This is a genomic window from Wolbachia endosymbiont (group B) of Rhopobota naevana (genome assembly GCF_947250615.1).
In the GTDB taxonomy this organism is placed as follows: Bacteria; Pseudomonadota; Alphaproteobacteria; order Rickettsiales; family Anaplasmataceae; genus Wolbachia.
This window is the reverse complement of record NZ_OX366333.1, coordinates 721,079-743,438: the sequence shown is the minus strand read 5'-3', so window position 1 is coordinate 743,438 and position 22,360 is coordinate 721,079. Positions and strand designations below refer to the sequence as shown.

Below are 22,360 nucleotides of genomic sequence, written 5' to 3'. Positions count from 1 at the left end.
GGAAACCTCTCGGCTTATACAGCTCCCATTATTTAGCCTTTTGATCCTAACCCAAGTGTCCAATGATAGAAAATACTTGGAGACCTCTTTCTCACTTTTCCTAGAAATTGCTTTGCTAGTCTTCCGTGATCACGAAGTTTCTTATATTTTGTCCTGACCCATCTTATGAGGTATCTCTCTATATTTCTAAGAGATGGATACATCTCTGATTTATAAAACCTGCCATAGTACTGAAACCAGCCTCTGACTATTGGATCTATCTTCTTCGATATTTCCTCTAGTGTGGTCCATGTAATCCGATGTATTCTCCATGACTTTATGGTTTTCTTGATCTTCTTCTTGGCTTTGTTACTAATTGCAGGTAGAAATGAGATGAAATAATTCCTCATCTTATTCTTTGCTACTCTAGGTCTAAAAGTATAACCTAGAAAATCAAAGCTTTGTTTAGGAAATTGTTCTTTTCTATCATCATCCTTACTGTACACAATCTGTGTCTTTTCAGGATGTAACTTCAATTTACACTTAGCCAATCTTTCTTCAATCATTACTTTCATAAATCCTGCCTGTCTTTTAGTTCTGCAGTGCACTATCGCATCATCTACATATCTTTCAAATGGTACTGTTGGATAATTTTGTTTCATCCACATATCAAACGCATGGTGCATAAATATGCTTGAAATGATTGGGCTTATAGAACCTCCTTGCGGAACTCCTTTATCCCTAACTACTTTACTGCCATCTGCAAGTTGTATAGGGGATTTCATCCACCTTTCAACATATAGTATGACCCATTTGCAGTCTGTGTGTTTCTTGATAGCCTGAAGTGCTAAGTCGTGATCCAGATTGTCGAAGAACCCTGATATATCAAGGTCTACCACCCAATCGTACTTCCAGCATCTCTTACGCGCTGTATCTACCGCATCCAATGCTGATTTATTCGATCTATAACCATATGAATCCTCATGGAATTTTGGCTCCACTAACGGTTCGAGATACATTGTTGCTGCTGTTTGCGCTATCCTATCTGATACAGAAGGAACACATAAAATTCTTTGTCCTCCTCCCATATCTTTCGGTATTGCTACAGCTTTTACAGGCTCTGGAAAATAACTTCCGGATGACATACGATTCCATAGTTTGTATAGATTATCTTTTAGATTTTCCTCAAACTTTGTTATCGAAACCTCATCTACACCAGCAGCACCCTTATTTCTCGATACTTGTTTATAAGCTCTCCAAATAAGTTGCTTCGGTATATCAAAAGACTTTGTTTTATTCATTAACTCCTCCCTTTCGGTTGATAAATAATTAAAACTAAATAACTCAGCCCCTTCGCTCCATTTCCATTACAGAAACTTCTTCACTACTACGAGCTGATCCGCCCCTGTTTTCCGCATCGGTACTCTCATCCTCAGAGATCAGCTCCTTGGATTTCTCCCTTATCATCGAAACGACAGGTTCCCGCAGTTCCACGCAATAGCCCAAAATAGATTCATGCCACCTCTATGCCGGACGCCATCTATCCAGTAAACAAGCTCCCGATAGATTTATCCCAGGTTAAGTCTAACCCCTGGTTTTGACATCATCCAATTCCTTTCGACACTTTATCAGTGGTTCATTTTCATTCATCTCTCTATTTTACACATGACGCATATTTGCGCCTTTTCCATAACGCTCACTACCTTAGCTTTTTACCAAAGCAGCTTATGGTTGTTTGAAGCCTGCTCTTGTAAGCCGGCTCCGAGGGGCCCACCCCCATCTATTGAGTAGCTTTTGCACTTAGTTTGCTCTTACTTGAACATTCCTTGTGTCTCTACGGCACACTAGACTCTGGAACCTTAAAATAAATGAATTAAAGCCCCCTAAAAGTTTCTTTACTATTTTCACGTACTTTATCTACCCATGAAGACAATTTTTCACTTGGGCTATCAACCTCCTTCATAAGCTGCTTGCTATTCCATATGCCACATCTCATAAAACTTCCCTTTTCTACTGCTTCTTTAAGTTTTACTCCAGCAAAAAGACAATTTTTTCCTATTTCTTCGCCTCTTTCTTGTAATTTAGACCACATTTCCTTATTTTCTACTCTGACTTGTACTTGATCATATTTTTTTACATCGTGGTACAATATAATATCTAGCTTACCAATGCTTGTAGGAAATTCTAATATAATAGAGCTTCCATCTGACATATCGATATAGTTTCTTATACCTCCCTTCTCACTTTTAACCTCAACTGCATCATTGCCAATTTTTAAAATATTACTTCCTAACTCTCTCAGTATTTTGGCAACTTCTACTTTACTGTCCTCAGAAAATTCTATATATGATGTTGTATTGTCTATCTCGAGATCTATTAATTCTCCTTCTTGCACAGCACTTTCGCCAGCTTTCTCTAGTTCTTCTAGTCTCTCATCTATATGTGGCTGAACTTCTGGTTGTAGCTCATTATAGATTTCACCTATCAGTTTATTCTGTAGTAGAGTATCATGAAACTCTGCACCGTTTAGCATTAATTTACGTATTAGCTTTTTACGATCAGCCTTATCAAATTTATGAAAATGTGTGCCCAGTATCACATATTCCGCGAAACTCCATTCCCCATCATTACATGCATTTAGCCTTTCTCCAGATGCTAATACTTGGTCTATGGCTTTATGCAATTCATTTACGCTTTTTGCCTCTACTACAGAACTCTTAAACCAGCTTAACTTTTCACTTTCGCTTGCATTTGGCTTTATTTTTTTCAAAGCTGAAGTAAATGGATTTAAATATTCTGCTTGATCGTTTAAAGGTTTTGTACCATATATATAATCAAGCCCTTTTCCATAGTTGATTTGAACGTCTCTATTAGAGGAGGGCACTTCTCCAGGTTTTTTAGCCTTATTAATTTTGCCTACAAAGGTGGATTGCTCCTTAGTACGACCAATTCCTATAATCGCATTTGATATTTCACCCTTTGATAATCTATCAAGATCAACATTTAATTCGTAAACACCTCCTTCTTGATCATCAAAAGGTACAATTATTTTATTAACCATATTAGCCTCCGCTATTAAATATACTTTACTAAGTCTACAACCTACTTTATTACTTTATTATTAATTCAATATATACTTTCTCATTAATTATAAGCAATGATTAATGTGATTGCAAATACTTTCTTCATTCAAGTAGTTAAACAACTCATGAAAATCTTCAAACATCTCCTTTATAATAGTCCTTGCTCTTTAAAGCTAAAATACCCAACACTTGTGATGATAATGTGATCCAGTAACCTAATCCCTATAGTCTGACAAGCTTTAGCCAAGTCTTTAGTTACAGCTTCATCCTCATCAGATGGCTTTAACCTTCCTTCTGGGTGGTTATGCGATATTATTATTGACGTCGCTTTTCTTATTAATGCCTTTCTTGTTACTTCTCTTATGTAAAAAGGTACCTTATCCACTGTACCAGTGAACACTTCTTCCCCCTTTAAACGGCACTTTTGATCAAAATATATTATTTTCATCTTTTCCTCCTCTGAATAACCAATACTCACCCTCAAATATTTTACTATGGTTTCCAAGTTATCCATTACAGGTCCTTTCTTTAACTCTTCTCTTGGTACTCTCTTTGCAGCTTCCTTTAGGCATAAAATTACTGCTACTGTAGAGTCAGTTATCCCTTCTATAGTTTTCAAGTCATCTATTTCCTGGCCTAAAACTCCTCCTATTCCAAAACTATCTATTAGCTTTCTAGCAATAATTCGAGCTTCTTCTCTGTCATGCACTGCACTTAGAAACGTTTCTATTACTTCACGATCAAGTAGTGCTTTACCGTTGCTTTCTAATGCTCTGAATTCTATTTCTTCTCTACGATCTTTCTTATTATTCATAAAAATTACCCTTCACTAATAACAAAATGTTTTTATATATTTACTGCTGTTTTTTTGTCAGCATTGGCATAGAGCCATAGCTTTCGAGTGAAGTCAAATCAATTTTTCAATCTTTTTTACTTATTTTTTCATCAAAAAGTAAAGATATTAATAGATACTGATTTTTTTATTTTAAATTTGTTGAATTTCGTCTAAAGAGATGCCCACTGTTTTTAAAATAATATTGATAGAAATTCCTTCCTTAACTAAGTTCTTTGCAATTTTTATCTTTTCTATTTTCTTTACTTTCTCTTTGCAAACTTGTATGATTTCAAGCAGAGACTTTATTAGTACATAACGTAGTTCTTGGCTTTTAATCTTTTTGTATTCTTCTATTAACCTTGATAGCTCTGCTTCACTATTCTCATTTTCTGTTGTTTCTGGAAGCAGATCTGTAATATTAATTAGTAGTACCTTTGCTATTTCATCTAACATTTCAAGTGAAACAGCAGCTCGTCCTTGTTCATATTCATATATTCTTTGATTTATTATACCCACTTTACTTGCTAAATCTTCCTGAGTGTATCCTCTTCTCAACCTCCATTCTTTTATTCTTTGACCTACTTTATACGGAATGGAAATTTTTTTCTCATCATTATCATATTCATCAATAGATAAACTGGTCGTTTGAGAGATAACATGAGCAGAAACTCCTTCCTTAACTAAACCCTTTGCCACCTCTACTTTTACTGCCTTTCCACTCTCTTCCTCACTAATACGGATGAATTTAGTTAATAAATAAAACGTTTCGCGTAATTCTTGATCCTTAATCTCTTTATGTCTTCTTACTAGATTTACTATCTCTTCTCCCTCATACCTTTGCTTATTTGATACTTCTTGTCCGCAAGCTAGATCTCTAGCAGTTGTTGATAATGCTTCTGCTAATTCATATAACTTCTTAATTGAAATTCTGCGTGTTCCTTTTTCATATTGTAGTATTACCTGATATTTTGTACCAATTTTACTTGCTAAATCCTTTTGAGTATATCTCTTCGCTAGCCTACAACTTCTTACTTTCTGTCCTACTTTGTAGTCTAAAAAATTAGAGCAGTAACTTGAAATATTGACATTAAGTTTCAAGATCTTTATCATGAAAAAGTGTGGGCTCACGATGTTAGGTAATTGAGTTTTTACGCTCGTGTTTTTATTAGGAAATTGGTCTCTCACGCCCAAAATAGGTATTGTTGAAGTTTTTTATAGCTGCTAAATTCATGAATTCATTTCCTGGGCTTTAAAGCCACTTTATGATGGAGTTATAAAAAGATGTACAAAAGGACGTCTAAAGTAGAGAATGCTATTCTAATCTGACAGCCGTTTAACGCATTCAAAACTAAAAATAAAGAAGTTGAATATTTCCTCAGAATTGTGTATGATTGTTAATGCTTTTTAGGTACTCCTGCTATGGCTCTTTCGAAGTTTCTCGATCCAAAAAATGATGTCGCCTTTCGCCGTATCTGTAGGGTCGAGAACTGGCGCGCCTCTTTAGGGTTTGGTGGCTGATCCATTATTTTCATCCTGGGCCTCAATCCAAATTCCCATGTTAACGTTTCCAGCTCCCGCCTCGTCAAACGCAGCATGCGGTTTTCCCGCACTACGCTTTCCTAGCAAGTTCTTTACCAAAGTTTATCACATATTGTGTTGGTGATGCTTTCGGTCTGTAATACCTTATTCTGTAGTCTGAATATAGACCCAGCGTTTTGTATATCCATTCGCTACTCCATTTCTTCCAACCAAACCCTTTCTTTGCTTTCCTGGCTCGCATTAAATTGCGTCTTACCTTCTTTTCCACCCAGTGTTTTACGTAACTGAACTTTCGACTAGAGTTTCCTATCCTAAAGTAGTTTACCCACCCTCTCAATATCGGATTGATGTCATTTATCACTCTTTTTATCGGTTGCGATTTATGGCGCCGAAATATTTCCTTCAACTTGCGTAGCAGGTTTGTTCGTGCTTTCATCTGCGGTGTTTTCCTGACATTCCACTTTCCTTGTTTTGTGATATTCTCTTGAAAATCAAACCCTAGGAAGCTAAATGTTTCTCCTTTCTTTAGGTTAATGACTTTTGTCTTTTCTTCATTTACTCTCACTTCTAGTTTTGCTAATTCTTCTTCCAACCTTCTGTATACTGCTCTTTCTAGCCATTCCCGTTTCGGGTATTCTCTGATCAGTATCACCAAATCATCTGCCCATCTGGCATATTCCATACGTTGGTACTTTCCTTCTTTGGTCACCTCTTTTGCTTTCTCCAACATTTTATCTACCTCATTTAGGTATATATTGCTTAGTAGTGGTGAAAGTGGTGATCCTTGTGCCATTCCTCGTTTTCCTCCTATTTTGAGGATTAGCTTAATCATGCGCATGATTTCTTTGTCATTTATTCTTTTGGCAATCTTTTCCATCAGAATATGATGTCGCACACTGTCAAAGTAGGATTTTAGATCTACGTCAATTACTTTTGTATTGCCTTTGATTGCTGCTTCCGTTACTTTTTGTACTGCTTCATGCGCATTACGCTTAGGTCTATACCCGTATGATCCTTTTTGGAAGTCTGATTCGAATATCGGTTCAAGTATTAGCTTCAGTGCTGTTTGCACTATTCTATCCCGGATGCAGGGTATGTTCAACGTTCTGAATTTTTCTCCAGATTTTGGTATTTCCTTTCTCCGGTTCCTATTTGGGCTATAGGTCTTGGTTATTAATTCGTGTCTTATTCGTTGAAGATACTTTCTTGAGCCCTCTGTCTCTATCGATTCGAATGTCACCCCATCAATCCCTGGTGCCCCATTACTCCTCTTCGTTAGTTTGTAAGCTTCCTCCAGTGTCTCCATTTTACAGACATGAACATGGATTCCCCAGAATCGCCATTCCGGTTCTGCCTTCGCTTTGGTGTATATCTTTCTTCTCAGGTCTTGTAATTTTATCGGCATTTTTGTCATTTTTACCTTTACCTTCCTTTTGTTAAAAGATCCCTGCTAGTAGGGTGCCTTTGCTCCATGAGCGTTACCTCACTTCTTCACTACTACGCACCCATCCGTCACCCTCTCATCTTCAGTTCACTTCCTGTTTTCCAGTTATAGAACCTACCTCTCCAAGGTGTTTCTCCTTGGGATGAGGAGGGCTTCTCCAGTTGCTTTGTATGTCCTCATTGCCATGCTGTTACTAACACCCCGCTGAAGTAGACCAATCGTTTCATTCGTTTTTCGTCTGGTCTATTCTGTCTTCGCCAGTACCAAGATGGCTCGACCTTCAGAATATTCCTTTCGAGGCAATCTGTGCATTCGCTTTCGCTACGGCCTGGTAATTCGCCATTATCCTACGATAATGTTGTCGGTAGGCTTCAACATTTTGGTTTCCCTTTATGCTGCTACCCAAGCTACAGGATTCCGACTTTTATCCTGGTAGGTCTATTTCCTACTGAACAATACTCGCCTTCTCTGGACGCACTTGGTACTGAAAAGAATAAAGATATCCTCATTCACTTTCTCAATGATATTCTGGTTTTTGCTGGCAAAAATGCAATACAGGATATAGAGTTTCTAAGTACTATTCAAGACCCTGATATTGCCTCTAAAAAGCAAAGCATTGTTGATGTATTATGTAGAGATTCCACGGAGGTGCAGTGGATTATTGAAATGCAGTTCGCTAAAACCAAAGGCTTCGAAAAACGTGCCCAATACTATGCAGCTAAAGCGTATTCAAGACAAGCTGATAAAGGTGATCAATATCAAGACCTTAAAGAAATTATCTTTATTGCTATAGCAGATTGTATCCTATTTCCTGATAAGTCTGAGTATAAATCAAAGCATACTATTCGGGATGAGGATACTAATGAGTACGATCTAAAAGATTTTTACTTTATATTTATTGAGTTGCCTAAATTTTCAAAAACCAAAGAGGATCAGCTTTCAAGTATAGTCGAGAAATGGATCTACTTCTTTAAATATGCAGATGAGACTAGTGAAGAAGAGCTGGAAAAAATAATAGGTAGTGATCTAATAATTAAAAAGGCCTATGAAGAGCTAAATAGATTCAACTGGTCAGAAAAAGAATTTATTGCCTATGAACAGGAAATAAAACGTATTCTTGATGAACAGGCTGTACTCGCTCAAAAACTCGATGATGCTACTCAAAAAGGTAGACAAGAAGGCATCCTAATCGGGCATGAAAAAGGCAGAAAAGAAAGGGAAGTTGAAGTCGCAAAGAACCTACTTAAAGGAGGGGTTTCTATCGATGTCATAGTTCAAACTACTGGTCTTACAGATGATGAAATCAAAAACTTAAGCTAATTAAATATCTGAATGAATATCTTTGTATTAGATGAAGACCCAGAAATTGCAGCAAAAATGTTATGTGATAAGCATATAGTAAAAATGCCATTAGAAACTGCTCAGTTATTAAGTAATGTTTTTTCAATAGCATTAAAAGCGCCAAATCCTTTTGTGAGTATCACAAACCAAAATATAGAAGTTCCATATAAACTTACTCACAAAAACCATCCTTGCTCTTTATGGGCTAGACAATCAGAAGGAACCTTTCATTGGTTGATAAAGTATGGGAAAGAGTTGTGTGCAGAGTATACCTGGCGATACAAAAGAAAGCATAAATCAGAGGAAGTAATAAATTGGTGTAATAGTAATAAGGATTTACTCATTTTTGAATCAACAAGTATGCAAGCTTTTATACAAGCACTGCCCGATCGGTATAAATGTACTAATCCTGTAAAAGCTTATAGAGAATATTATCTACATGAAAAGATGAGATTTGCTAAGTGGGAAAAGGGCAGAAAAGCACCGGGTTGGATAATCTACCCACAACTGATACAGCTCATAAATAGAGAAGACATACTAATCGGGGAAGAAAAAGCTAAAATAGCAATGGCTACTTAAGACCGGTGTCTCTATAGATGTGATAGCTAAAATGATCGGCCTTTTTATTGATCACATTAATAAGATTCAAGAAAAGGAGTTTTAGCCATAACATTTTTTTACTAAATCCTCTATTCTAGTAATCTTAATATTGCAATCCATTCTAGTGTCTGTACAATGCCTTTATTTACACAAATACTTAATAGGAGGGGTTAATGCCAACACAGAAAGAGCTTCGGGCTACGATGTCCAAAAAATTACAGGAAGCTATTAAACATCCAGATCCAACAGTTGCTGCCGGGAGGAAGTCAGCTATCAAGAGATGGGTGGGAGTCCTTCAAGATAACTTTATGGAGCACATAAAATGCTTTAAAGATGATAAGCTGAAGTTTTTGCACAATGTATTCCAAGATGAAGGTTGCTGGTCAGGTGTAAGGTTGGATAATGCTGCTTTAGGTCAAAGGTTTACTGAAGAAAAAATAGGGGAAATCGATAATCCACTTCGCAGATATGATATGGCTTGTAGATACTGTGTAGTGGATAAAATTCCTTCTCTCTTTAAGGAGCAATTTGATACCTATAAAAGAAGCTTTTCATCTAATGCAGTTGATGGTAATGGTCGTCCTGTAAAAGATGATAATAAATACATACTAAACTCACTATTGTATGGGATGAAAAGGGAAGATCCTGTATTAAGTTTCTGGATCGATAAAGAGTCTGGGGAATTAAAGCAACCTAGTAATGCAGTAGAGGGTTTTGACAGTGCTGTAAAACTTAAGTGGAGCGAAGGGGTAGAGTATTTTTATAATCAGTTAGAGGAAAAAGATAAGGAGAAGAAGCTTACAGAAGCTATTATTGCTCTTTCTCGTCCTCAATCTGTTGAGAAAGATGCTCCTATTTTAGATTTTTGTGTAAGGAATATAGCTGACAAAGATACTCTTTTACAGAAATTGCTGCAGAAAGATAAGGGAGTATATTCCCTTCTTGCTGAATTAATAGAGTCATGTTTTTTTGATACGGTTCATGATTTGGTACGGGGCTGGTGTTATGAGGGACTTCTAGAACGGGAAGACCATTCAGATAAGATGTTCTCACAGCAAGACTATGAACTTTTTCTTTATTCACTTTCAAATGTGATGTTGAAAAATCCTGAGTTAAGTGTTCAAGCTAGATCCCTTATTATGGAGATTTGGAAATGTGAACGCTTTGCTGAATACAGAGAGACCTCTGTTAATACTTCTAATTATACAGTTCCTATAAAGAGTGTACTTGGGGGATTAATCATTAATTGGAAACGAGAAGATGTTTGTAAGCCCGATAGGGAAATAGAGAAAGAAGAAATATTAGATATGATTTCATTTGCCAAAGGTTGCTTTCCTGAAAAGTTTGACCTTTTTAAAGAAGTCATGATAGAAAATCTTAGAATATGTGGTAGGGAAGGAAAGAGGAAAGGTGTAGATTACGGCAAGTTTGCAGAAGAGTTATTTCTTCAGTTAGAGAAAGTAACTTTACCTTCTGTAGGTGATGGTCCTTGGAATAATTTGCGGTCTCAATCTAAGGTATCTTTGCCACTTGATGGTTCTGGTGATGGCCCACAGTCTGAGTTTGAAGCTCCTAGTGTGAGTGGTATTTCTGGTTCTCATAAGAAAAGAAGAATCTAGTCTACTCATTAATGTGAGTGGTTTTTCTGGTCTTAGCAAATAGAGAGGTGCTTTGTGTCTTTAATAAGAAGTTTAGTGGATGGAGATCTTGATGGTTTTAGACAAGAGTTTGAATCCTTTTTAGATCAATGTCCATTTTTCTTGTATCATGTAAGTACAGGACGTTTCCTTCCTGTATTCTTTTTCAGTATGTTTGCTACTGCTCATGATGCTAATATCTTAAAAGCAAATGAGAGAGTGTATTTTCGTTTTGATAATCATGGTATTGATACAGGTGGTAGAAATAGAAATACAGGGAACCTAAAAGTCGCTGTTTATCGTGACGGACAGCAAGTTGTCAGATGCTACAGTATTTCTGATCGTCCTAATAGTGATGGGTTAAGGTTCAGTACAAGGGAAAGAAATGCTCTAGTGCGAGAGATTAGACGACAAAATCCGAATTTAAGGGCAGAAGACCTAAATTTTGAGCAATACAAAGTATGCATGCATGGAAAGGGTAAGAGTCAGGGAGAAGCAGTTGCAACAGTATTCGAGGTGATTCGTGAAAAAGATTCTCAAGGTAGAGATAGATTTGCTAAATATTCAGCATCTGAGATTAGCCTTCTTAGGCATATAGAACGCAATAGGCTTAATGGGATTAATGCGCCTGAGCCACGCAGTTTGTTGACAGTTAAGGAAATAGGAAGTATACGACTCAATCAAGATCAGAGAGTACAGCTTGGTCATTTGGTCAATTTTGTGCAAGTTGCACCGGGTCAGCAAGGGATTTTCAGTTTTATGGAAGTGCTAGCAAGTAACCAAAGAATAAATATAGAACGTGGAATAAATGAAGGAATTTTGCCATACATAACTCGAATCTATCGTAATTACCTAGGCAGCATACAAAATGACATTCAAAATCGCGATCAAAAGTTTGAGAGTCACGGATTTTTCTTAGGTTTGTTAGCAAATTTTAGTCATCTCTACAAAATAGATATTGACCTTGACTTGTCTCCTGGAAATTCATATATTGCCTTTCTTGTACGTCATCAGGCAGAGAGAGAAAACATTCCTATCGTTATTAATGTTACTAGATGGAGGACATCGTCTGATATTGCATTAGACCGCGCTAGAGGTGATGCTAAAAGATTACATGCTTCTTCATTTATATCTATTCATACTGAATCAAGAAATGCTGTTTGTATTGGATTAAATTTTAATCTAAATATAGATCCTTTTAGTGTTGATACAGTAGGGCTTCAACAGGGTAGGTTTCCTTTAGTACAAAGATTATTTGATTGTTTGGAGAATGAAGGAATTAGAGAAAATATTAAAGATTTCTTGCTTCGACATCTCCCTAATGAAATATCAAGAAATGCAGATAATTATAACAGAATACTTGATTATATAACTGGGTTCGCTTTTGGAAGTAGTGCTTTTGATCACGAGCAGGTGTTAATACAAAACAATAGACTGCAAGTAGCAAAATACATATTTAGATATGATGATGAGAATCATGCTTTAACCATGGTCTTCCATGCTCAAGGTTCTGATATAGTTATACTTGATATTAGAGCTCACGGTGCGCAACAACAAGGAGACATCGATTTACAAACTCTTAATGTTAATGGGGATAATGTTCATGTGTGGGAAGTTTCATGCACACTTAATGACCAATTTGAGCTATATATTGATCAACCAAATGACCTTGGTTTATATCATGATTACCAAAATAATAATGCAAATAATTTTCTTGATGGTGTTCTTGTACAAGTGCCTAATGCTGAAAATGTACATAATGCTTTGAATCAAGTTATGAACGATGGTTGGCAAAATAGAGATCAGCATAGAGTATTACTGATGGCTATTTCTAGAGTATTAATGCCAGAGAATATGAACGGTGATGCAATAATAGATGTAGACAGCAATGAAAAGTTTAGGTCTATGTTACATGGTGTATTTTATGCTAGTGGCGATCCTGGTAAAGTGCTTACTGGGTACACAGTAGGCCAGGCATACAGTTCCGATGTAAGAATGGAAGAAGGAAGAGTGGAAGAAGTACGCACAAGAGTTACAAAACAGACGTTAGACCTTTTATTATTAAGGGAACCTATAGAGAATGATTCGGATACTCACCCAATTGGATATGTATTAGGATTTGCTAATGATCAAAGGGTGGTAGCACAACAGCAAAGTAATGCAAAAAGGCAAATAGGTAAACTTATGGGAAAGGAAAGAGGGTATTTGCCTGTTACTTCTGGAAATAAGGTAGTTTTATCTTATGCTGTGTTTAATAGAGGTGCACAGAGAGCAGAAGACCTTATATCTACTCGACAACCGTATGTACATAAGCTTGATCGTCGTGGTCGTGACCTAAGACCAATAGAACATGAAGGTATTATTGATGAAAGTCCGCCAGCGAATTTATTATCAGATGTAACTATTCAAAATTTAAGGAATTACCGCCAGAATGCTAGGCAAGAAGATCAAAGAAAGGAAAAAATTTTATTTTTTCAGCAAGGTGATAATTATAACCAATGTATTGAAGTGCGTTTGCATGAATGCAGTAAAGAAAATGCCATAAGAAAACGGATAAGGTCAATTGCATATGGAACTATACCTACTACTCAAACTGTGCAAGACGTATTAACACAAATAAGAGGGATTCTTAATAACCAACAGATAGAAGTAAGTGATCTGCTTACACTGGAATTTGCAACAAGTACTGGCTATTATGATTACTGGCTTCAACAAATTGATATAGCTCGTGCTGCAAGATTGCGATATCAGCTTCGTACAGAAGGCAATCGTGCTTTTGAAGTAGTCAATTTAGCAAGGGATAACCAACAAATGGTTCAAGCATTAAATCAATTCAGGGAAAATGCAGAACGGCAACGTTTAACTCTGATCATTACTTTGAATAATACTCATTGGATCACATTAGTTATTGAACGTCAAAATGAAAATAATGCTTCTCTTGCTTCTACTAATTTGTCCCACACAGTCATTGAGGTTTAAATTACCTAAGGATTGTGCTACTGTATCAGGATGTATCATATGAATAGAACTATGAACTACTGTAGCAGGAACAAACTTATCACTCGTTAATATTAAAGAATTTTTATCCTTAGCCTTCACATTAACAACTACACCCATGAAAAACATTTTATCACTATCTGTAATTGCTTTCAGTGCCGCACCTTTAGCATATCTAATGTTTTGTTCTTTTGTTAATTTATCAACTTCCTGTTTTAGCTGATCTTGATTTAAGTTTTTACCTATAAGCTTAAATTCCAGCGCTATAGGAGTGTATTCTTTAGCACCCTGAGGTGAAGGACCAATACCTTGAATTACCATATCGACACGACCACCTGCTCCTACTTGAAATTCAGGTATAATTACAGTCTTCGCAGAAGTCTCCTGTAGCTTTAAATCACTGTAACTACTAAATAAACCATTAAGAATGGCTTGTAATCTTGCTTCATTAGTAATCAAATCTTTGATAGGGTAAATCGTATCTGCTACTTCAGTAAGCAACACTTTATAGGCTTGCAATGAAACCTCACCGTCGGAAGCATGTTGAGAAGTGATTGCTTGATCAAATTTTGCCTTTAATTCATCAGAACTAGGTATCTCAATAAACTTGCCATCTGTAAATTGTTGATCATTACCACTTGATTCATATTTACTTATCTGTTCTATTTCAAAAAGGTCTTCAAAAGATAATCCTGTTTCATATTTTTTTAGACTCATTTTAATTTCTATGACATTTCCTACTCCTCCTATTTCAGGTATGTTCAGCACTGGAATTTTTTTATCAGCATAGAATTCCTTTGTATTAGACTCTCGTATATGAAAAATGAATGCTGTGTTTTCTTGCCCTTCATTACCTTGAACAAATATTAATGTCATAACCGGGCTTTTGGACAAAGTGTACTCCGTTCCTCCAGACCAATCCAGAGGGTACTCACCATATGAGTATATATATTTTTTAATGTTACTTTGATCTTGACCAATTTTGTTGATTAAAATTGATTGACCTAATATATCTCGACTGAAATAGTAATGATCTTTTGTTTCTTTATTTGCTGGAAAAGTATGGTATTCGCTTGACAATAAATCTTTTACCTCTCTCTTAAAAACTTCCTCATAGGCTAACTGATTATCCCACTTGCCAATTAGTTCGATAAATTCCTCCATCAAAGGAGCTGGTGGTCGTTTAATAGGTTTTACTTCAGTTTTAAACGGTTCCGCGTCATCTAAATTTAACCCAACAGCAATGGCATTATCTGCATTGGTTAAAATCCTCATCTTATTTGGTCTAAAACCTTTTATATAATCTTTAGCTTGCTCAAGTGCATCACTTGGATCAATTTGTCCTTCAGTTCCAGCCTTGAGTTCAATAAGAATTGGAACTGAATCAACAGCACGATTAGGCCCACGAACAAGCAAAACAATATCAGCGTAACCCCCTCCAGCAAATTGTTCCAAATAGAGTTTGGTATTATCACGATATCGAAAATTATCGAATATTCCTGCTACAAAACCATGTTGATCAGCTTCACGAGCCTTAATGCCATAAACATTATCTTGTAAATTTAAATTAGTATGGACTTTGCTAATGTAATTTAGAATGGCTTTGAGATTGTCCTGAACTTGCTTTTTATCTGGACTAGCAAACTTTTCAATATAATTTTCTAGATAGACAGATTTACCTAACTTTTTTGTCACTTCCTGAAACTTTATTGTAGGCTCAATGGGTTGATCTACAATCTTCTTTTTACTTTCTACCTTAATATTTATTTTTGCATCTTCTCCATCACTCTTTAAGGTATATCCCTTTTCTGAAGTCATTCTAGATAACTCCTTCCTGGCATCATCACTAAGATCTTTACCTTGCCTACCTAGAAATTGCTTGACTTCATCGAAAACCTTGCCTTTTAATTGATCACGACTAATCTCGATTGTTTTAACGTTACCATATACATTCTTAGCTTTATACTCTAACATATCATCCCTTTTCAGATATAAGTATAACTTCTTTGATTTAACATCTTTGTCTGACCTCGATCTGCTTTTTACTAACTCATACTTATCTTTCAAAATTTTTATCACATCAATTTGAAGCTTACGCGCATCTGATTTAGTATAATCTCTACCCATCACATTCTTCCACTCACCTGTGGTGAATTCGAAATTCTTAGTATTTGTTTGTTTAGAATGTTGAGCTTCTATATCTTCAGTGAAAATAAAAACATGTATTTTGGACTCTGTTTCTGCTACAACCTTTAAAGTTCTTGCCCCCTCAAAACGAAAGTGTAACTTTTTTATACCTAGCTTATCATTAAGTTTAGTATCTAATACACTGGAAAAAGAACCTAAAAATCGATAAGGAAAAAAGCCAGGCTTTTCACTAGAATGTAAATAAGATTGTATTTGATCAACCAACGACTGATATCTTGCTTCAAAAGATTGATCTACTGCATTAGAAGTTGAAGAATCTACTTTCCCCAAAAGCAACTCAATTAACTCGAAACCTTGTGGTTTTTCTTGCTGTTGATTGTTATTAACCATAACTAGCCCCCGATTTTAACCCTTTACAAATTTTATCCTCACTAAGCTCTTTGCATGCTTTCGTTTAAGTCTAAGTAACTGAATTTCCTAAAACAGAAACACTATACTTCGCCTCTAACACCACTTACCTTCTGCTGTATAGTTTCTACATCTAATGATGAACTTGGTAACTGAGTATCACCTGCCCCACGATGCAATTGCGTGTTTCTAACTCTCATAAACAGCTCATATTCTGATTTATCTTCTTCCATAATAGAGTACATTTGCTCTTGGCTAAGGGAGTTAACAATTTCAGATAATATTTTAACAGCTTTATTCCCCTTAATAAGAGAAGCAACCAAATCTCTTGTTGATGAGAGTTGTTCACTTAACTTATGTAAATAGTGTTGTCTATGAGCATCAAAGCCAGAACGATTCCACATGGAGGTGAGCATGTCACTACCAGATTTAATAAAACTATCATCTGGTACAGAAACAAGTGAGTCCAATGCTCCAAACATTGATGTACTATAACCTTCAGGAGATAAATCTTTTGGCTTTAAATGTTCAAATAGCCTTTTAGCACTTTCAAAGGAGTAACTTCCTGTGAGCGTACTTAACGTATGATGATACTTATTTTGTTTGAAATCTCTTTTTAATAATTCATGATATCTGTCAGGATCAAGATGGCGTAGGCAAAAATCAACCATACCAACATCATCAGTAGAAAAACGCCCTTTATTATATGCTACTTCCATTAATAAATCTTCTTTCCTTTTTGGAGATACAGAATCAATTGACTGTAACTTATCCCAGAAGAATTCCAAAGCTTCAACATGCTTTTCTAGCATTGCACATTTAAAAGCGTAAACGTACGGATGCTCATTATTTAATTCCAACTGATGTTCCTGGTTATTCATAGCATGTGACCAGTAAATCATTAAAGCCCCTTTATCACATCCCTTAACTAAACTCTCTACTGGTTTATTACCTAATGTTAATTTAAATTCTTCAAAAATAGCTCTTATCTCGTCCTCAAAACAACACCAGCATGCTATTTTGTAGCGATCAAAGGAATCAAGAAGAGATTTTTGTCCATCTTTAGTTTTTAAGGTTAATAATTTTTTCCCTAGTGAATACCTATTAAGCTTAGCATGATCTGAGGTATCACCAGATTCCCAACAGTCTCCACCTTCTAGAATTTTCTTTAAAAAAGGCGGTAGTATTATGCTATTCCATCTATTAAATAGTACCTGATATGCAATACAATATCTCTTAATTTCTAATTCCTTGAATCCTTTATGAGGATCATCTTCTTTGATAGATGTTAGTAATACCCTTTGTACATTCTCGTAATCCATACTTACCCTCCCTAACAAGGTTTAATATATTTTAGGCATGTTGCTCTACCTTTAAAGCTTTGTCAATTACTATTTTAGAAAAATTTTCTAACCTAAAGTAGTCTTCAGTAAAAGGCTCTTAATAGGCTTAATATACAGTCTTTTGTTCATTTTTTAATTCTGTTTTTTATAAGTCTACCTTAGTGATTATTCTAAAATAAACTAATATTAATTTAGTAACGTACTTTATTAAAAATTAAATAATATAACCAATTTCCAGCGTTCAAAACCAGGGGCGGTGAGAGCTTTTTGTTTTGGGATGAGTTGGTCTTCCATATTTACCATACGAACTTTTCTTTATAATAATTTTACTATACGCTAAAACTAGTTACATTAGCCCATTTCATCCATATCTACATACGAACTGTTTTGCCTAAGCTTATTGAAATAATTTAAATCTTCTATTTTTATAACCTTATTTTTACGCGGCTTGTTCTCACAAATATACGACCTTTTTTGCAATCTTAGGAAGAGTCAATAATTCAATTCTTTATAACACTAGCTAGCATGGTATCTTCACTAAAATATTTTTTAAAAAGTTAGTTGACTTATAAATAATTCTCTACTAATACTGGCATGTGTTTGTTTATTCTGCTGAAGTGGCTCCGCAGGTTACTGTATAAGCTTCAGCAGTTTTTGCACTCCTTTAAAGCATCATATTCCTATATATTAAATATCGCTAGTGCTTCTCAAATTTGTTGATCTATAGTAAAACTGGCTAAAACTTGGAGTCATAAACAACTTTTAACCTAGTAGTAGTACTCACCATAAAAACTTAACAAAAATATGAGCAGTAAAAATATTACGTTGAAATTAGCTTGACCAATATTATATATTATATATAATACATCCTATATTTAGAATTAGGGGGTAGCTATGGTTGAGACTAAAGAATTTGTAGAACATATTATAAAACTTACCAATCGGCAAAGTGATCAAACAAATGAGCAGGAACCGAAATGGAAACCAAGCACTGGGCAAAGATGGCCAAGCACAGATGAGCAGGAATTAGAAATAACTCAATTACCAACAAGTAGTAAAGATGACTACTACGAACTCATTAAACAAAGTTTATTTTGGATTAATATGAACTTAATGGATAATACAAGTAATTGGAGCTTATTAGAAAAAGAATGGGTTATTAAAGCGCATAGATCAGAATTAACAAAGAATCAGGAGAAGTTAATTCAAAAGTTATTTCATATTATCAATAGTCGTGATACTTCAACACTCCAACAATTTTTACAGAAAACTAAGAGTAATCCAGATCTAAAAACTGTTCTCGATCTTAAAGTAGGGGCGTCAGAGTTAACATTGTTACATATACTTCCAACAATCCTAAATTCATTTGATAGTTGTACTTTAGTGGATTGTCTCTTAAAAGCAGGAGCTGAACCAAATATACAAGATTATAAGGGAAAAACACCTCTACATTACTATGCTGCTACTTATCCTGTTGAAAAGAAATATGTGGATTCTCTTGTAAGCTATGGAGCTGATTTGAATATAAAGGACAATAATGGAAAAACTCCTCTACAAATTGCAATTGATAAAGGTACTTTGGATGTTGCAGAGTGCTTCTTTAATTTAGAGCAAAAGAAATTGTATGAAGAATTAAACAAGCTAATTGAAGGTACATCTAAACTTGAGAATGGTTCTTCCAAATATAACGTTCAAGGTGTTGAGGACCTGAAAAAGTTCTTAGATAAAAATAAAAACAATGAAGATTTAAAGATGATTTTGAGTATTAGGGATGAAGAAAATAATTTAGAAATACTTAAAGATTATATGTATACTGAAGTGATAAATTTACTCTCGGCAACTCAATCACAATTAATGGTAACTGAGCAAGAGACAGAGGAAACTTATGTACCACATCAATGTTTATTGGACATTTGTTTAACAGATCAACTACGGCAACTAAATCAGTTTGTAAGTGAAATACCAAAAGCTGCAAACATAGCTGAATTACAGAAAGTTGTCGATAAGGCTATCATGTCTGGAGTGGGATTGAATCTTACTAAAGATGGAGGTCAGTGTTTCACAGATTACATACTAGAAAGAATTGACCAACTAGAAAAAAACCATGAAGTTGCTAGCAATATAGTATGTACATTAATATCAAAAGGAGCAAGGTTAAGTAACTGGAATAGTTTAAACGTTATTGATGAAATAGAACTGGAGTTTAAAGAGCACAAAGCTAATATGATAAAAGCTCATGAACAGTGTGTTGATCGTACTCATAAATTTCTGAAAATCGCAAAAAATGCGACCAACGGCAAGTTAAATTGTGCAAAAATGGATAACGCTACTTTTTACTTAGAATATTCAGAAGACAGTATAATAGATGTTGTGCAGATTACAGATGGAACAAGGGATTTAGGTCTAACAGATGGAGATGTAAAGTGTGGAAGAAATATAGTAAAGATCGGTAAAAGTGAAGTAGAAATAAAAACTGAAGATGGCATAAGGAATTACACAGATCTTACAGAAGGTAGCAGTATAGTATTAACTTTCTATACTAGTTTGGGAAATGTAGACGTTAGGCTGTATCCTGACATACAGAATAAAAGCAAAATTATAGTAGAAGTGAGTAATAGAGAAGAAATATTAGAAAAATTCAAAGGTCGCGAAGAAGAGTTAGGTAATGATTGCGAGCTTGGTAACTACTGGGTCTACGATGCTATTGAACAGGGATATTTTGAAAGATCTGGTGGATTAATGCGTCCTGAAGTAATAAGCGAGTCTAACAAGAACAAAGATTCATGGGTAGGACGTGAAGAGTTAAGAAGAACTTCTGATTCTAGGGCTAGGTAGATTAATTTTCCATAAAAGTGGGAATGTTCAAAAAAGTGTGTCAAACCGAGAAATAAAAATAAAATAGAAACAAAAAATAGAGGTTTGATATATGAGTTACAAAATAGAAAATGGAACGACTGGCCTGGTAGATTACAAAGAGCTGGAAGCAAATATACTGTCATCAATAAGGGAAGGTAAACCATTGATGGGGAGAGATGGAGCATTAACACCATTTGTAAAAAGGCTGCTGGAAGCAAGTCTAGAAGGTGAAATAGAGCATCATTTATCCAATGAAAGAGAAGAAAAGAATCGAAGAAACGGAAAGAATGGCAAAACTTTGAAGACGAGTGCAGGTTCATTTGAACTATTGACACCAAGAGATAGAGAGGGAAGTTTCGAACCACAGATAGTGAAAAAAAGGCAAACAAGCTTACATCCAGAACTTGAAACAAAGGTCTTGAACATGTTTGCAAGCGGTGTGGGATACAGGGATATAGCATCCTATGTGGAAGAAATCTATGACCATAAAATATCTGCAGCAGAGATATCTGGAATTACAGATAAATTACTGCCTATAATCAATGAATGGAGGAGTTGTCCCCTACAATCAGTATACCCGATAGTATTTATGGATGGGATGTTTTTTAAGGTCAAAGAGAATGGACATTGCATAAGTAAATGCATGTACAATATATTAGGAATAGACCAAAATGGCAGAAAAGAAGTACTGGGTTTTTACTTAGCAGAAAGTGAGGGAGCTAACTTCTGGCTAGGCGTATTAAATGACTTAAAAGAGAGAGGAGTAGAAGACATTTTGATAGCTTGTGTTGACGGTCTGAAAAGCTTCCCTACAGATATAAATAGCATATTTCCCAATGCTGAGGTACAGTTATGCATTGTGCACCAAATAAGAAATTCACTAAAATACGTATCCAGCAAAGATATAAAAGTTTTTATGAATGATTTGAAAAAAATATACCGTGCTACAAGTAGAGAAATCGCCGAAAATTATTTACTTGAACTGGAGGAAAAATGGGGTGAAAAATATCCTTTAGTCATAAAATCGTGGCAAAACAATTGGGAAAATTTGTCTAGTTATTTTAAGTATTCTGGCCCTGTTAGAAGGCTAATTTATACCACCAATCCAATTGAGGGGTTGCACAGACAAATCAGAAAATTTACTAAAACCAAAGGTTCATTTACCAGTACAAATGCCTTGTACAAATTGGTATATTGTGCTATAAAAAAGATAGAGCAAAAATGGGCTATGGCTTTGCCTAATTGGGCTCTAACTATATCTCAACTTGATATCTTTTTTCCTGATAGGTTAAAAATTGAGTTGAACTAAAAATTCGCTTTGACACACTTTTTTGAACATTCCCATAAAAAAATAAATGTAACAAATAAAATGCCCATCTCAAATGTTGCTATATTTCACGATATTTCCTTAACTTGACGCGTATGGTTTATTTAACACTCCCATTTATCTTATTTTTTATTGGCAGACAGCTTGCTTAAACCCATAAAATCTCTTCATCTGCTCACTCCACAGCATCGGTATTTCTCTCAAGTCAACCAACTTCAAATCTCTTGGCTGCCTTCCATTTACTATATCTTCTTTAATTTTTGGTGCTAAATAATTTAATCTTAAAATTTGGTGTATACGTCTTGTACCTATATTAATTTTGGCACTCAGCTCTTTCACACTTCTGTATTTTCCTTCTTCTAGTTGCCGTTTCCACAGATGGGCTCTTACCACTGCTTTGAGTAACGCATTATTTGTTTTTCCTTCTGGCTCGATTACTGTGCATTTGTTTCCTTTCTTCTTCATTGGTATAAATTTTTCCTCTGATTCAGAACTCACCTCTATTCCATCCTCTCTCACCAATACTGTTCTTATTAACTTTTTCACTACTTCTTTCTGTTTTCCAAAACTTAAATTTTTCCACTCTTCTGCTTTTTCTCTCCATTTTTCATATAGCTGCTCCGCTTTCTTCATTATTTCTTTTTCCACTTCTCCTGCTACTATTGTTCGGTTTATTGATTCACAATTCTTTCCCCTTAAGTGATTGTTGCATACGTAATATCGGTACCTTTTATTCTCTTTTTTTGAGTACGTCAAAGGGTTCTGTCGCATTTGTAGGGAAGTAGAAAGAAGAATGATATAATTGTCTAAAAAAAAAGCAAAG

Annotated in this window: 15 protein-coding genes and 1 pseudogene; 6 read left to right on the top strand and 10 right to left on the bottom strand. The window is 35.3% G+C overall.

What is annotated here, in order from left to right:
* Window positions 1-32 precede the first annotated feature (32 nt).
* The 7 genes from ltrA (OOL01_RS03635) to ltrA (OOL01_RS03605) form a co-directional block, all read right to left on the bottom strand.
* A complete protein-coding gene (gene ltrA / locus OOL01_RS03635) occupies window positions 33-1,280 on the bottom strand; it encodes a group II intron reverse transcriptase/maturase (protein WP_264687175.1) in 1,248 nt (415 codons plus the stop codon).
* A 43-nt stretch (window positions 1,281-1,323) separates the two neighbouring features.
* Window positions 1,324-1,473, bottom strand: a complete 150-nt coding sequence (locus tag OOL01_RS03630) for a hypothetical protein (RefSeq protein WP_264686538.1) — start codon at window positions 1,471-1,473, stop codon at window positions 1,324-1,326.
* 379 nt (window positions 1,474-1,852) lie between these two features.
* Window positions 1,853-3,040 (bottom strand): hypothetical protein, encoded by a 1,188-nt coding sequence (locus OOL01_RS03625; protein ID WP_264687174.1) that lies wholly within the window; start codon window positions 3,038-3,040, stop codon window positions 1,853-1,855.
* Between the two features lie 170 nt (window positions 3,041-3,210).
* A complete protein-coding gene (locus OOL01_RS03620) occupies window positions 3,211-3,876 on the bottom strand; it encodes a JAB domain-containing protein (RefSeq protein ID WP_262986252.1) in 666 nt (221 codons plus the stop codon).
* A gap of 171 nt (window positions 3,877-4,047) precedes the next feature.
* Window positions 4,048-5,007 carry a WO male-killing family protein Wmk gene (wmk, locus tag OOL01_RS03615; RefSeq protein ID WP_264687173.1) on the bottom strand — a complete coding sequence of 320 codons (960 nt, stop codon included), beginning with the start codon at window positions 5,005-5,007 and terminating at the stop codon, window positions 4,048-4,050.
* A 284-nt stretch (window positions 5,008-5,291) separates the two neighbouring features.
* Complete coding sequence (locus tag OOL01_RS03610; protein ID WP_264687172.1) at window positions 5,292-5,429, bottom strand: hypothetical protein; 138 nt, start codon at window positions 5,427-5,429, stop codon at window positions 5,292-5,294.
* A gap of 77 nt (window positions 5,430-5,506) precedes the next feature.
* Window positions 5,507-6,850: a group II intron reverse transcriptase/maturase gene (gene ltrA / locus OOL01_RS03605; RefSeq protein WP_007302360.1), complete on the bottom strand. Its 1,344-nt coding sequence runs from the start codon at window positions 6,848-6,850 to the stop codon at window positions 5,507-5,509.
* A 456-nt stretch (window positions 6,851-7,306) separates the two neighbouring features.
* Here ltrA (OOL01_RS03605) and OOL01_RS03600 point away from each other — a divergent pair, with 456 nt between their 5' ends.
* The 4 genes from OOL01_RS03600 to OOL01_RS03585 all read left to right on the top strand — a co-directional run bounded on the left by OOL01_RS03600 (window position 7,307) and on the right by OOL01_RS03585 (window position 13,437).
* Entirely contained in the window at window positions 7,307-8,200 is an 894-nt protein-coding gene (locus OOL01_RS03600) for an Rpn family recombination-promoting nuclease/putative transposase (RefSeq protein WP_264687248.1), read from the top strand.
* Between the two features lie 12 nt (window positions 8,201-8,212).
* Window positions 8,213-8,800 (top strand): pyrimidine dimer DNA glycosylase/endonuclease V, encoded by a 588-nt coding sequence (locus OOL01_RS03595; protein WP_264687171.1) that lies wholly within the window; start codon window positions 8,213-8,215, stop codon window positions 8,798-8,800.
* A gap of 194 nt (window positions 8,801-8,994) precedes the next feature.
* Entirely contained in the window at window positions 8,995-10,440 is a 1,446-nt protein-coding gene (locus tag OOL01_RS03590; RefSeq protein ID WP_264687170.1) for a cytoplasmic incompatibility factor CifA, read from the top strand.
* Between the two features lie 54 nt (window positions 10,441-10,494).
* Window positions 10,495-13,437 carry a cytoplasmic incompatibility factor CifB gene (locus tag OOL01_RS03585; RefSeq protein WP_319803545.1) on the top strand — a complete coding sequence of 981 codons (2,943 nt, stop codon included), beginning with the start codon at window positions 10,495-10,497 and terminating at the stop codon, window positions 13,435-13,437.
* Here the strand turns inward: OOL01_RS03585 and OOL01_RS03580 are convergent.
* Together OOL01_RS03580 and OOL01_RS03575 are read right to left on the bottom strand one after the other, a co-directional pair.
* A complete protein-coding gene (locus OOL01_RS03580) occupies window positions 13,360-15,993 on the bottom strand; it encodes a hypothetical protein (protein ID WP_264687169.1) in 2,634 nt (877 codons plus the stop codon). The two genes, OOL01_RS03585 and OOL01_RS03580, sit on opposite strands and share 78 nt — an antisense overlap.
* A gap of 101 nt (window positions 15,994-16,094) precedes the next feature.
* Entirely contained in the window at window positions 16,095-17,333 is a 1,239-nt protein-coding gene (locus OOL01_RS03575; protein ID WP_264687168.1) for a hypothetical protein, read from the bottom strand.
* A 915-nt stretch (window positions 17,334-18,248) separates the two neighbouring features.
* Between OOL01_RS03575 and OOL01_RS03570 the strand changes: the two genes are divergently transcribed.
* Complete coding sequence (locus tag OOL01_RS03570; protein ID WP_264687167.1) at window positions 18,249-20,189, top strand: ankyrin repeat domain-containing protein; 1,941 nt, start codon at window positions 18,249-18,251, stop codon at window positions 20,187-20,189.
* Between the two features lie 91 nt (window positions 20,190-20,280).
* On the top strand, window positions 20,281-21,519 hold the full coding sequence (locus OOL01_RS03565) for an IS256 family transposase (protein ID WP_264686555.1): 1,239 nt from the start codon (window positions 20,281-20,283) through the stop codon (window positions 21,517-21,519).
* 147 nt (window positions 21,520-21,666) lie between these two features.
* Here the strand turns inward: OOL01_RS03565 and OOL01_RS03560 are convergent.
* Window positions 21,667-22,293 (bottom strand): annotated as a pseudogene (locus OOL01_RS03560) (recombinase zinc ribbon domain-containing protein); the annotation flags it as partial.
* Window positions 22,294-22,360 lie beyond the last annotated feature (67 nt).